This is a genomic window from Alkalibacterium iburiense, from assembly GCF_039521845.1.
In the GTDB taxonomy this organism is placed as follows: domain Bacteria; phylum Bacillota; class Bacilli; order Lactobacillales; family Carnobacteriaceae_A; genus Alkalibacterium; species Alkalibacterium iburiense.
On the sequence record NZ_BAAACW010000062.1, the window covers coordinates 1 to 13,883 of the forward strand.

A 13,883-nucleotide genomic window follows, 5' to 3' on the forward strand; every position below is an offset into this window, starting at 1 on the left:
AAACACCTTGTGATTTAATTAACAAATATAGAATCCGGTAAGAATATAGTTTTATGCAACACTAGTGATTTTTTTTGGTAAAATAGATTAATATCGTTTAAAACTCAAGTCTCTCTTTTTAAAAAAGTTTTTGTTTAGCCCGCTTCTCTGCTAAAATAGACTGTAAGGTTAAAAATGATAGGCTAGATAAGTAATCTAAATTAAGTTGAGGTGAGAATATATGAAGAAAGTATTAGTCGCGAATAGAGGAGAAATAGCTATTCGTATATTTAGAGCACTATTTGAATTGGGTATTAAGACAGTAGGAATATATGCTCAAGAAGATGAAGTCAGTGTCCATCGTTTTAAAGCGGATGAAGCCTACCTGGTTGGTAAAGGAAAGAAACCCATTGATGCCTACCTCGATATTGAAAATATTATTCAAATTGCAAAAGAATCAGGTGCAGAAGCGATCCACCCCGGTTACGGCTTTTTATCAGAGAATCTCGAATTTGCCAAACGCTGTGAGGAAGAAGGCATTATATTCATTGGGCCTGATACCCATCACTTAGATATTTTCGGAGATAAAATTAAAGCGAAACAAGTTGCTGTGGAAGCGGGTATTCAAACCATTCCAGGGACAGACGGTCCTGTTTCATCTGTTGATGAAGTGATTGCCTTCGGAAATGAATTCGGCTACCCCCTCATGATGAAAGCGGCTCTCGGTGGGGGAGGACGCGGGATGCGTGTGGCCCATAATGAAGCAGAAGCGTTAGAAGGATACGAACGAGCCAAAAGTGAAGCCAAGGCAGCTTTTGGTCAAGATGACATTTATGTCGAACGCTACATTGCTCATCCGAAACATATTGAAGTTCAAATACTGGGAGATACACACGGCAATATTGTTCATTTGTTTGAGCGGGATTGTTCTGTTCAAAGACGCCACCAGAAAGTAGTGGAGGTTGCGCCATGTGTGGACTTGGATCCAAAAGTGAGAGAAGAACTATGTGAAGCGGCCGTTAAAATCATGAAACATGTAAACTATGTTAACGCCGGAACCGTTGAATTCTTAGTTGAAGGGAACGAGTACTTCTTTATTGAAGTCAATCCGCGTGTTCAAGTGGAGCATACCATTACAGAAATGATTACAGATATCGATATTGTTCAGAGCCAGATTTTAATTGCTCAAGGCCTAGACATGCATAAAGAAGCAGGTATTCCAGAACAAAAAGATATTCAAATAGTCGGTGCAGCGATTCAGTGCCGAATCACCACCGAAGATCCGGCCAATAACTTCTACCCGGATACAGGTAAAATTAATGCCTACCGTTCTCCAGGTGGTTTCGGAATAAGATTAGACGCCGGTAATGGATTCCAAGGGTCGGTCGTCACTCCTTATTTTGACTCGCTTCTGGTTAAATTATCAGTCGAAGCAAGAAACTATGAAAAAGCTGTCCAAAAGATGGTCCGTGCCTTAACGGAATTTAGAATTCGCGGGGTTCAGACGAATATTCCATTTTTAATTAATGTATTGAAACACCCAGAGTTTTCAAGTGGGAAAGCAACTACGCGATTTGTCGATGAAACACCGGAATTGTTTGAGTATTCCGAGCTGCGTGACCGAGGGAACAAGACCTTACGGTATATTGGGAATGTGACAGTGAATGGATTCCCAGGAATTGGTAAAGTAGAAAAACGAGCTTTTAAAGAACCGAGACGTCCTGAAAAGCTGATTCTACCTTCCAAAGATATTGTCTACCCTAAGCATATTTTGGAAAAAGAAGGACCTGAAGCTGTATCTAAATGGCTAAAAACTCAGGATTCTGTTTTAATGACGGACACTACTTTCCGAGATGCCCATCAAAGTTTATTGGCTACGCGTATGAGAACGCATGATATGCTAGCTATTGCAGAAGAAACCGAAAAAGCTATCCCTGAGCTCTTTTCGATGGAAATGTGGGGAGGCGCCACTTTTGATGTCTCTTACCGTTTCCTGACAGAAGACCCTTGGGTCAGATTAAGAAAACTGCGTAAACGTATGCCGAATACCTTATTCCAGATGTTGTTTAGAGGGTCCAATGCGGTGGGATACCAGAATTACCCGGATAACGTCATTGAGGAATTCATCCGTCTGGCAGCTAAGAACGGCATTGATGTCTTTAGGATATTTGACAGCTTAAACTGGATTCCGCAAATGGAGAAAAGCATACAATTTGTCAGAGATCAAAACAAAATTGCTGAAGCGGCCATTTGTTACACAGGGGATTTAAATGATACGAATCAGACAAAGTATACCATGGCGTATTATAAAAAACTGGCAAAAGAATTAGAATCTCTCGGTGCCCATATTATAGCTATTAAAGATATGGCCGGCCTGCTTAAACCACATGCAGCCTACCGTTTAATTTCAGAATTGAAAAACACAGTCTCCGTCCCGATACATTTACACATGCATGATACAAGTGGAAATGGGGTCTATACTTACGGTGCGGCCATCCGTGCAGGGGTTGACGTCGTTGATGTCGCTCAAAGTGCCTTAAGTGGGAAAACAAGTCAGCCAAGTATCAGTAGTTTATACTATGCACTAGAAGGCACCTCTCATGCTCCGCGCTTTAATATAAACAATGTGGAGCAATTGAATCGCTACTGGGAAGATGTGCGTAAATACTATGTTGATTTTGAAGAAGCTATGCCTGCCGCATCGACAGAAGTGTATACACACCAAATGCCCGGTGGTCAGTACACCAACTTGAAACAGCAAGCGAAAGGTGTGGGACTGGAAGACAGATGGGATGATATTAAAGAAGCATACACCACTGTTAACCGTATGTTTGGAGACATTGTCAAAGTGACCCCTTCATCAAAAGTAGTCGGGGATATGGCCCTCTTTATGATCCAAAACAACCTGTCAGAAGAAGATATCTATGAAAAAGGAGAAGGGCTAAACTTCCCTGCATCTGTTGTGAGCTTCTTTAAAGGGGATATCGGAAGACCAGAAGGAGGATTCCCTGAAGAGCTGCAACGCATTGTTCTTAAAGGAGAAAAACCTCTGGAAAAACGCCCAGGTGCTTATAAAGAGCCATTGGATTTTGATAAGGTGAAAGAGGAATTAAGCGAACACTTGGATAGAGAGCCATCAGAAGAAGAAGTGATGGCCTATATCATGTACCCGCAGGTCTTTTTGGATTACACATTCTATTACAATATGTATGGAGAAGTGACCAAATTTGATACACCGACATTCTTTTACGGTATGAGAATGGGAGAGCAAGTCTCTGTCAATCTCGAAAGAGGAAAAACATTAATTATCAAGTTAAATCAAATCGGAGATCCTGATTTGGATGGGAACCGAATCCTCTATTTTGAATTAAACGGTCAAGGCCGTCAAATTGAAGTACAAGATAAAAGTGTCACTGCTACTCGAGCCTTACGTAAAAAAGCTGAACCATCTAATAAAGGGCACATCGGTGCAACCATGCCTGGATCGGTTCTGCAAGTATTGGTTAAACGTGGAGATAGAGTTGAAAAAGGTGACCCAATTGTCATAACAGAAGCCATGAAGATGGAAACAACCATTCGTGCTTCTATCGATGGAAGAGTTGGAAGCTTATATGTTAAAGAAGGCGACCAAATTCAAACCAATGACTTACTCATCGAAATCGATACAAAATAACAAAGAAACCGCGTCCCTCTAGTGGATGCGGTTTTTAATATACTCAAACAGGTATAAATACAGTGAACTACCCACCACTTACCACCCTAACGAGTTGCTTGAAGTGGGGGCTTCTTGGGTAATCGCCACTTTTGGTAGCTGACGAAATTGACCAAGCTAACCCCCCTAGGAAAAGAATAATGTCAAGAAAAATGAGAAGTGCGTATTTCTTTTGTGATTGAAGAATTTAAACATAACAAAACTCCTTTTCATTTTTTTTTAATACTCTTTACTTTTTGTACGGAAATAATTTTTACACGTCCTAATAACTAGAAGAAAAGCGAAAAGGATAACAAAGATAGGTGTTAAGTAACCTTTAAGTCCAGAAGTACGCTTTTAATGAAATGATTCAATTAGGTGCGTGAACATCTCAACTGCCTCATACCTTGTCATCTTCAAAAATAAAAATATCTTCTATTGTTAGATTAAAATGGCGTGCTATTTTGAAAGCCAGTTCAAGTGAGGGGTTGTAACGTCCGTTTTCTATGGAGCTAATCGTTTGTCTTGATACGTCTAAGATGTCTACTAAGTCATTTTGTGTAATGTTATGACGTTTACGAATTTCTTCCAACTTATTTTTCATTGTCATTCTCCTCGCATTAGGAAGGTAAAGTAACCTTTACATAAAGATAGCATACTTGTAACCGGGTGTAAAGGAAACTTTACCTAAGAATCTGAATTATATTAGCTATAGATAGGTAAGCAATAGAAAGACAAATCTTTTAAAAGTCAATAAAGTGGACTCAAGCCAAACGGATTAGAGGGATTCGGAAGCAAAAAAACGGCCTGAATCTCTCTAAAGATTCATTAGTAGAGATTAACCGAAGAAAAAAACATCTGAATCTCTCTAAAGCCGGATAGGTATTTTTTAAAGAAATATGGATTAGACTTTTATATCACTTAGAAAAAAAGAATGGGTCTCTTTTAAAAAAACGAACATTCATAAGGATTTAATGATACAATAGGTTTAAACCCTAAAAAATACGTTAAAATAAAAGGGAATCAGAGAAATTGTCCGTCAAATTAAAGAGGTGTAAACAATGAAAGTAAAAAGAAGCGAACGATTAATTGATATGACTTATTATCTATTGGAAAACCCCCATACACTCATCCCACTGACTTTATTTGCCAAACGTTATAATTCGGCGAAATCAAGTATTAGTGAAGATTTAACGATCGCTAAAAATACCTTTGCGAAAAGAGGATTGGGCTTTTTAGAAACCGTACCCGGAGCTGCTGGTGGTGTTCGGTATATTCCGAAGATGGAAAAAGAAGCGGTAGAAGCGTTCATCCAAGAATTATGTGATGAACTGAATCATTCTAAACGGTTACTTCCCGGAGGCTATGTCTATCTATCGGATATGTTAGGCGAGCCTAAATGGCTACGTAAAATCGGACGGGCCATTGCTTCTCTTTATGTAGACAAAGAAGTCGATAGTGTGATGACCGTAGCGACAAAAGGCGTACCTATCGCCCAGGCTGTTGCTTCTTACTTAAATGTTCCCTTTGTTATCGTAAGAAGAGATTCTAAAGTAACAGAAGGGTCGACAGTTAGTATCAATTACGTATCGGGATCTTCTTCAGATAGAGTAGAAAAAATGGAACTCTCTCGTAGAAGTCTAGAAATGGGTTCTAAAGTCGTTATCGTCGATGATTTCTTAAAAGGCGGAGGCACGGTGAATGGAATGATCAGCCTAATTGAAGAATTCAATTCTGAAGTAGTGGGAGCGACTGTCATCGCTGAGAATATTTTTAAAGGGGAGCGCTCTGTTTCAGACTACACATCTCTTCTTAAAGTAGACAAAGTGCATACGCAAGAAAGAACCATTGAAGTGGTACCAGGAGATTTTATAGATAAATTGTAAACAGAAACCCCATAAAGGTTGGACCTCAATCCACCATTATGGGGTGTTTTTATTCATTCTTGCACGCGATTCAATGAGTTCTCAAGGCTTTAACCTTTTTGAAAATGAGAACCCCATCATACTGGCACCTAAAATTGGATGGAATGAGGGATAAACACATCTTGCGTATCATACGAGTGTTTTATAAATAGTGGAATGAGGGATAAACAGCTTTGCGTATCATACGAGTGTTTTATAAATAGTGGAATGAGTGATAAACAGCTTTGCGTATCATACGCGTATTTTAAAAACAGTGGTATGAGGGGGAAATGCCATTTCGTCATCACTCAAAAAGTTAAAAATGAGCGGAATGATAAGGAAACGGGTTTTTCCACTTTTTCCCATTAAAAAGAGATAGACATTATTCTGCCTATCTCTCCAGTTTGCTCGCTTATTCAGTTATTATTTATTGCGACGTTCTTGTCGTAAGCGGTCTTCTGTTGCTTCTGACACATCAGCTTCGCCATGCGTATCTTCCAACTCTGGTGGGGTACCATCATTTGAATTCGGCTCTAAGGGTCTTTGGCCTCCGTCTCCCATCCCTTGAACAGAGCCTTCTTCAGGGAAGCCAGCTGTTGTACCTAATGTATCAAGCTGAGTGTCAGTGGGATGGTCTGCAACGGGCGCATCATTTCTAGCGTCGGTCTCATCATTGTCTTCATCGACTACCACCACAATATGCCCTTTTCTTAAATCATCACGGTACATATGGAGTAAGTCATCTTCTTCAACATAGTTAGGGTCATTGTAATACTCATCGTCCCTCACTTTGAACGCATCTTTTAAAGACTCCCAGAAACTTCGGTCATTGTTATGGTCCTCGTCCGTTCCATCCACATCCGGATTGGCCACATCGACTCCTCGCGGATTATTCAGCTCTTCACTTCTTTCGTGACTAGTGAATAGTGTAATGTCTTCTTTTTTGTAGCCTTCACTTTGCAGACGCTTAATGACCTGTTCTGTTTCTGTTTCCGTCTGATAACTCCCTATCACTGTTTGGTTTTTACTCATTCTATACTGCCTCCTTTAATTTATAACGTGTCTTTTAGAACACATTAAATAAATAATCTCTTCATTCATTATAATAGAGTTAAAAAGTTTGAACAAACAATACACCTTTGAAAACTTGAAATGAGAGGAAGCATACAGTATTATGTAAGAGAGTTTTTAGAAGAAGGCTTATTGAGATTGAAGAAAACGTCTATTGAGATAAAAGGAGAAACTAATGACAAAACGATTTGCAGTGGTACTAGCAGCAGGACAAGGGACCCGAATGAAGTCAAAATTGTACAAAGTCATGCATCCAGTGATGGGGAAACCTATGGTGGGGCATGTTGTAGACCAGGCTTTAGAAGCCCAGATGAATAAAATCGTCACTGTAACAGGTGTCGGTGCCGAAACAGTTCAAGATTACTTAGGTGAAAAAAGTGAGTATGTCTTACAAGAAGAACAGCTAGGGACGGCCCATGCAGTGGAACAAGTGGCCCCTCTTTTAGAAGGGAAAGAAGGAACGACTCTTGTTATTTGCGGAGATACGCCTTTATTAACGTCTGAAACATTGAAAGCTTTAGTCGCTCATCATGAAGACACATCAGCTAAAGCGACCATCTTAACGGCCCATGCTGAAGACCCAGCCGGGTACGGAAGAGTCATCCGGGCTGAAGATGATTCCGTTAGAAAAATAGTCGAAGATAAAGATGCCTCTGAAACTGAACGGGCTGTACAAGAAATCAACACGGGCACGTACTGCTTTGATAATAAAGCTTTATTTGAAACGTTGAAAAAAGTCGATAACAATAACTCACAAGGCGAGTATTATTTACCAGATGTGATTGAATTGCTGAAAAATGAAGAAGAACTCATTTCTGCCTATCAGCTGTCCAATAAAGAAGATGCTTTAGGCGTAAACGACCGTGTGGCATTGGCTCAAGCGAGCAAATTAATGAAAAAACGCATCAATGAAGCCCATATGAGAAATGGGGTCACTTTGATTGATCCGGAACAAACGTATATTGAAGTCGATGTAAAAATCGGCCAGGATACGGTTGTCGAACCAGGCGTATACCTTAAAGGGTCGACTGTCATTGGAGAAGACTGTCACATCGGAACGCATTCTGTTATTGAAGATAGCCGAATCGGAGATAACGTGGTAGTGAAAAGTTCCATGATTGAATCAACTGTTATGGAAAATAATAGTGATGTGGGACCAAACAGTCACTTGCGACCAGACTCCATTATTAAAGAAGATGTCCACATTGGTAACTTTGTAGAAGTGAAAAAAACAACAGTCGGTAAAAACACCAAAGTCGGTCATCTGACTTATATTGGAGATGCGACACTAGGTGAAAACATTAATGTCGGGTGTGGCACGATTTTTGTCAATTACAACGGAAAAGAAAAGAATCACATCGAAGTCGGCGACAATGCCTTTATCGGATGTAATGCTAATTTAGTAGCACCTGTAACAGTTGAAAAAGACGCCTTCATTGCGGCTGGATCGACTATAACTGAAGATGTGCCTGCCGATGCTATGGCCATTGCACGGGCCCGTCAAGTGAATAAAGAAGATTATGCGAAGCAACTCCCTTACAAACATTAGAATTCTTTCCTTATAGGGCTTTCATTAGCTTCTATAGTTGATTTATTTTGCTCTAAAGCATAAACTAGGAGTAGGTAAAGATTAGAAAAACAAAAGATGGAGGCCATCATGTCCGAACATTATTCAGATCCAAAACTAAAGATATTTGCCTTGAGTTCTAACAAACCTTTGGCAAAGAAAATAGCAGATGACGTAGGTGTAGAACTAGGGAAAGTGTCTGTTACTAAATTTAGCGATGGAGAAATTCGTATTAACATTGAAGAAAGTGTTCGAGGAGATCACGTTTACGTTGTTCAATCCACCTCAGCACCAACCAATGATAACTTAATGGAAGTTTTGATTATGATTGATGCTTTGCGTCGTGCAAGTGCGAAAACAATCAATATTGTGATGCCTTATTATGGATATGCTAGGCAAGATAGAAAAGCGCGTTCGAGAGAACCCATTACTGCGAAATTAGTCGCTAACATGATTATGCAAGCTGGAGCGGACCGTATGCTGGTTCTGGATTTACATGCAGCTCAGATTCAAGGATTCTTTGACATTCCAGTGGATCACTTACTAGGTGCCTCTCTTCTAGCCAACTGGTTCTTAGATAAAGGATTAGGGGGAGAAGATACCGTTGTCGTGTCTCCCGATCACGGAGGGGTGACACGTGCGCGTAAGCTGGCTGAGTTCTTAAAGTCACCATTAGCCATAATTGATAAACGTCGACCGAAAGCCAATGTGGCAGAGGTGATGAACATTGTTGGGGAAGTCAAAGGGAAAACAGCTGTCTTAATAGATGACTTGATTGATACAGCGGGAACCATGACCATTGCGGCTGAAGCGTTGCTTGAAAAAGGAGCCAAAGACGTCTATGCCTGTGGCACACACCCGGTATTTTCTGGTCCAGCTATTGAGCGCATTGAGAATTCACCGATTAAGAAAATGATTGTAACAGACTCGATTCTCTTACCTGAAGAGAAGAAAATCGATAAAGTTGTTCAAGTCAGTGTAGGACAATTGATGGGACAAGCCATTAAACGTATACATGAAAACAGATCCGTTTCTCCATTATTTGAGAAACAATTCAAAGGGTATTCAGATTAATTAAAAAGACGCCTAACATTCCATGACACTCATTCACATTAAGGGATTTTAAATGAGGGGGGTCATGGGATGCGGCGTCTTTCTTACCTTTTTAACAGAAGAATACACAAGTAGGATGAGGAAAGGAGCGATGAGATGATTGAAAAAATAGTCTCTTTAAGCAAACGAATAAAATACCATTTACGTCATATGAAACCATTGGATGTTGTGATTATAGTCTTTCTCCTCATTGCGTCCTTTATTCCTCATATCGTCTATGGGTATCATTTAGGAAACATAGATGAAAATGCTCGGATTATTGCTACCGTGACTGTATCTGGTGAAGAAGTGTACCGGGTGGAACTCAGTGAAGAGACACCTCATGAACTAATTGAACTGGATCCAGCTGAAGGCCAGTACAATATCATCGAAGTAGATGGCACGCGAATCCGTAATAAAGAAGACAACAGCCCTGACCAGTTAGGTGTGCGTCGGGGATGGATCAGTCAGCCGGGTGAAACGGCCGTAGTTTTACCTCATCAGTTGATCATCGAAATTCATGCCGAGTCGCCTGAAGGAGAAGAACTGCACGAAGAGGAAGACATTATTATACCGATGTAAGAAAAAACAAAAAAGCCAAGTGACCGCTTATACAGTCACTTGGCTTATTTTTTTGGTCACTTTAAAAGTTTAAGTCTGGATTGCTTTCCAGCACTTCTTTTAAGTGAGCCCGAATCGTTGCAGCGGAGTGTTTCATTTTTTCTTTTTCAGAATCGTTTAATGGAATTTCTACAATATGCTTAATGCCTTCATTATTTATAATGGCAGGGGTACCGATGTAAATGTCGTGCTCATCGTACTGGCCTTCTAAATAGACTGAAAGAGGCAGAACGGCCTGTTCATTATTGAAAATCGCTCGAGTAATACGTGCCAATGAGGCCGCAATCCCGTAAAAAGTCGCTCCTTTTCTTTCTATAATGTCATAAGCCGCATCACGCACAGAGAAAAACAACTTAACTAATGCTTCTTCATCTGTGTTTGGATTATTATTCAGCCATTCAGTGATCTGTAAGCCAGCCACATTCGCATGCGACCAGACCGGAAATTCCGTGTCACCGTGTTCGCCAATGATATACCCATGGACATTTCTAACATCCACATCGAGTAAATCAGCTATGGCTTGTCTGAAACGGGCACTATCTAATGAGGTTCCGCTTCCGATGACTTTGTGTGATGGCAGACCGGAATACTTGTATACCGCATAAGTTAAGATATCTACCGGATTGGTCGCTACTAGAAACAAGCCATCAAACCCGCTGGCCATCACTTTTTCTACGACATCTTTTGTAATTCTTAAATTCTTTTCAGTCAAATCCAAGCGTGTTTCCCCCGGCTTTTGCGAAGCACCAGCTGTGTACACAATTAAATCAGCATCATGGCAGTCTGCGTAGTCAGCAACATAAATGTTTTTAGGAGCTGTAAAAGCTAAGGCACTGGATAAATCCATTACATCACCTTCTGCTTTCCTTGCATTCACGTCTATAATCCCTAATTCTTGTCCGATGTTTTGATTAACTAAAGCAAAAGCATAACTGGACCCAACGGCCCCATCTCCAATTAAAATAATCTTTTGACTTCTTTTTTGGACTGTCATATCCCTCACCCTTTCTATAACTTTGCCTCTTTAGTATACCATATGGGTAGGAGGGAAGCCTAAAGGAAGGGGAGATGAACAAAATGCTGATACTGTTTATTGACGAGATAATAAAAGAGTGAGAAAATGATAATAGAATTTTAACAATGTGAAAAATGAGGAGACGATAAATTGAAACCGATAACGAGTGAAACTTTATTTGAACTGAAAAATGTATCCCAGCCTTTAGTGTATAAGGACCGGGTGTTTTATTTAGAAACGCGCATGGACAAAGAAGAGAACAGTTATAAAACGTCTTTATGGAGTATACATACTCAAACAAAAGAACGCACTCAATGGGTGAGTGAAGAGCTGAATCCCTCATCTATTGACATTTCTCCAAATAAGAAATGGCTCAGCTTTGTAGCAGGTGATAAAGAGAAAAAACCTCAAGTTCATCTTATGCCTCTGACAGGAGGGGGAGCGGCACCTTTAACAGATGAAAAAGATGGAGTCTCTACCTATAAATGGACAAGCAACAGCGCGGCCGTTTATTATCAAAGCAGTGAAAAACCGGAGTCTGAAAAAGAGAAAGAAAAAGAAGAGTCTAAAAAGGTTCAACCCAAAAAGATCACCAAGTTGCAATATAAAATGGACGGCCGAGGCATCACGGAATCAGAACGCACACACAAGGTCAAAAAAATCGATTTGGCGACTAAAACAGTCAGTGTCATTTTAGAAAAAGACACGCCATTCCGTTTTCAGTATGTATCAAAAGATGAAAGTTTCTTACTTTATGTCGACCGACTCAATCCAGATGATGAATGGGTTTATGGAGCCAGTGTGTACGAGTATGATGTCGCAGCGAAGTCCAGCCGACTAGTGACAGCTGATGTACCAAAAGGAAGCTTTTCATTTGAAACGGTCAATGAGGACGAAGAAGTCTTCTTATTTTCCGGCAGTGATTTTGGCTATGCCTTTGTCACATTGACAGCTTTATATGCCTGGAACAGAAAAGAGCGCACCTTCAAACGTGTATCAGAAAAAGATAAACAGGTAGGGGATACCTTGATTGGAGATTTCCAACAGAAGACACAAGGCTTTCCTGTTAAATGGGTATCTAGTACAGAATTTGTTTATCCCGTATCTGCATTCGGGAAATTGCAGCTCTATAAAGGAAACCTGGATGGAGAAAATGAGAAGCTGGTTGATCAGAAATTCCATTTAACAGATGGGGATTGGGTAAAAGAGATGCTATTCGCTGTGACGTATTCTGACTTGGAGACACCAAGTAAATTAGCCCTTTTGAATACAGAAAGCGAAGAGTTAGAAGAGCTATATAACCCAAATAGCACATTTGATAAAGACTACCAATTAGCCGAAGTGGAGGAGTTCTGGTATAAAGGAGCCGAAGACTGGGATATTCAAGGCTGGTATGTTAAACCTGTTAATGGCAAAGCATCCCACCCGGCTATAGTGTACGTTCACGGGGGTCCTCAGGTGAACTATGGGGAGACCTTCTTCCATGAAATGCAGCAACTCGCTTCAGAAGGCTACGGCGTCGTGATGCTCAATCCGCGTGGAGGCAACAGTTACGGACAGGATTTTGTGGCCTCTATTTTAGGGGATTATGGAAATAAAGATTACGAAGATATCATGCTCGGAACAGATTATGTGCTGGAACAGTATCCAGAAATCGATCAAGAGAAGCTTTTTGTGGCAGGTGGAAGTTACGGAGGCTTTATGACTAACTGGATTGTTGGGCATACCGATCGGTTTAAAGCGGCTGTTACGCAGCGCTGTATTTCTAACTGGGTCAGTTTTTATGGCACAAGTGATGTCGGAGCTTTCTTTGTAGAGTTCCAGCTACAGCGCGACATCAGTCAAGCGGATGAATTATGGAAAATGTCACCTCTAGCCTATGCCCAAAATGTTGACACGCCTTTACTCATTATTCATGGAGAAGAAGATTTGCGTTGCCCACAAGAACAGGCAGAGCAGATGTATACAGCCATGAAGAAAAAAGGAGTAGACACTAAAATGGTTCTCTATCCGCAGTCTAGTCACGGCTTATCCAGACAAGGGTTGCCACATTTAAGAATAGAACGGTTAGAAGAAATAAAAGCATGGTTCAAAGCCTATTTATAATCAATGGATAAAGAAGATTTCCTTAATTGGAAGTCTTTTTTCCTTTTTAAGAGAGAAGAGAAGCAAGAACGGGATTGAATCTGAAAACAAAATGAGAATAAAATAAGAGTCTATTAGAATACATTCAGTAAGAGTGAATGCTCGACTAGGTTTGTTACACTCACTAAAGATGAATGAAAAAGAAAATAGGAGTGGAACCTTGAAACAAAATTTAGAGAGCTTAAGCCCTTTTGAACTTAGTTTGTATTTGGAAAAATCAGTGGAGGCACAAAAAGAGTCAAAAGAATGGTTGAATGCGGGAAGAGGCAATCCCAACTGGACTGCCCCGATTCCAAGAGAAGCTTTTTTTCTTCTAGGAGAGTTTGCGACTAGAGAAACACATATCGCTAACAAAGACATGTTAGGCACAATGGTGAAAGAATCCAGTGGAAGAGAAGAACGTTTTGAAGCCTTTTTAGAAACGAAGGAATCGGCAGGTGCAAAATTATTAGAGCAGATCTGGAACAAGGGACAGCATTTACTTGGGATGCCGAGAGAAAAATGGCTGACAGATATGTTGGACCATACGATTGGGGATAATTACAGAACTATCAAGCGTGAAAGCCCACGGTTTTAATCGTGGGATGAGAGCGTAAATGGAGATAAGTGCCTGCTTGGTTTGTCTTCTTTTTCTTTTAAAATTAAGTATACATTTCTCTAGCCTTTCCGTTGACGGAGTGATATACTAAAGTTAACAAAAAAGAACACACGTTTGTATTCGTGATAGAGGTGAAGCGAGTGAAAAAAGAACAGACAAAGTCCTGTGTTAAAGTGCTCAAAGTAAAATTAAAGCCGACT

The 13,883-nt window shown here is 40.3% G+C and carries 10 protein-coding genes; 7 read left to right on the top strand and 3 right to left on the bottom strand.

Features of this window, described 5'->3' with window-relative positions:
• Positions 1-220 precede the first annotated feature (220 nt).
• Entirely contained in the window at positions 221-3,652 is a 3,432-nt protein-coding gene (locus ABDZ53_RS05280) for a pyruvate carboxylase (RefSeq protein WP_343754548.1), read from the top strand.
• Positions 3,653-4,070: 418 nt separating this feature from the next.
• Here ABDZ53_RS05280 and ABDZ53_RS05285 read toward each other — a convergent pair whose 3' ends face one another.
• Positions 4,071-4,274 (bottom strand): helix-turn-helix transcriptional regulator, encoded by a 204-nt coding sequence (locus ABDZ53_RS05285; RefSeq protein WP_343754549.1) that lies wholly within the window; start codon positions 4,272-4,274, stop codon positions 4,071-4,073.
• Between the two features lie 457 nt (positions 4,275-4,731).
• Here ABDZ53_RS05285 and purR point away from each other — a divergent pair, with 457 nt between their 5' ends.
• Complete coding sequence (gene purR / locus ABDZ53_RS05290; RefSeq protein WP_343754550.1) at positions 4,732-5,556, top strand: pur operon repressor; 825 nt, start codon at positions 4,732-4,734, stop codon at positions 5,554-5,556.
• 441 nt (positions 5,557-5,997) lie between these two features.
• Here the strand turns inward: purR and ABDZ53_RS05295 are convergent, their stop codons facing one another.
• Positions 5,998-6,606, bottom strand: coding sequence for a general stress protein (locus ABDZ53_RS05295; RefSeq protein WP_343754551.1), 609 nt, complete (start codon positions 6,604-6,606; stop codon positions 5,998-6,000).
• A gap of 214 nt (positions 6,607-6,820) precedes the next feature.
• Here ABDZ53_RS05295 and glmU point away from each other — a divergent pair, with 214 nt between their 5' ends.
• From glmU to ABDZ53_RS05310, 3 genes are all read left to right on the top strand, one after another.
• Entirely contained in the window at positions 6,821-8,194 is a 1,374-nt protein-coding gene (glmU, locus tag ABDZ53_RS05300; protein ID WP_343754552.1) for a bifunctional UDP-N-acetylglucosamine diphosphorylase/glucosamine-1-phosphate N-acetyltransferase GlmU, read from the top strand.
• A gap of 108 nt (positions 8,195-8,302) precedes the next feature.
• Positions 8,303-9,286, top strand: a complete 984-nt coding sequence (locus tag ABDZ53_RS05305) for a ribose-phosphate diphosphokinase (protein WP_343754553.1) — start codon at positions 8,303-8,305, stop codon at positions 9,284-9,286.
• Positions 9,287-9,421: 135 nt separating this feature from the next.
• Entirely contained in the window at positions 9,422-9,886 is a 465-nt protein-coding gene (locus ABDZ53_RS05310; RefSeq protein ID WP_343754554.1) for a NusG domain II-containing protein, read from the top strand.
• 61 nt (positions 9,887-9,947) lie between these two features.
• Here the strand turns inward: ABDZ53_RS05310 and ABDZ53_RS05315 are convergent, their stop codons facing one another.
• Positions 9,948-10,919 (bottom strand): L-lactate dehydrogenase, encoded by a 972-nt coding sequence (locus ABDZ53_RS05315; protein ID WP_343754555.1) that lies wholly within the window; start codon positions 10,917-10,919, stop codon positions 9,948-9,950.
• 171 nt (positions 10,920-11,090) lie between these two features.
• Here ABDZ53_RS05315 and ABDZ53_RS05320 point away from each other — a divergent pair, with 171 nt between their 5' ends.
• Entirely contained in the window at positions 11,091-13,046 is a 1,956-nt protein-coding gene (locus ABDZ53_RS05320) for a S9 family peptidase (protein WP_343754556.1), read from the top strand.
• A 199-nt stretch (positions 13,047-13,245) separates the two neighbouring features.
• The gene (locus tag ABDZ53_RS05325) at positions 13,246-13,662 is read left to right on the top strand and encodes a PLP-dependent aminotransferase family protein (RefSeq protein WP_343754557.1); all 417 of its coding nucleotides are present in this window, start codon (positions 13,246-13,248) and stop codon (positions 13,660-13,662) included.
• Positions 13,663-13,883 lie beyond the last annotated feature (221 nt).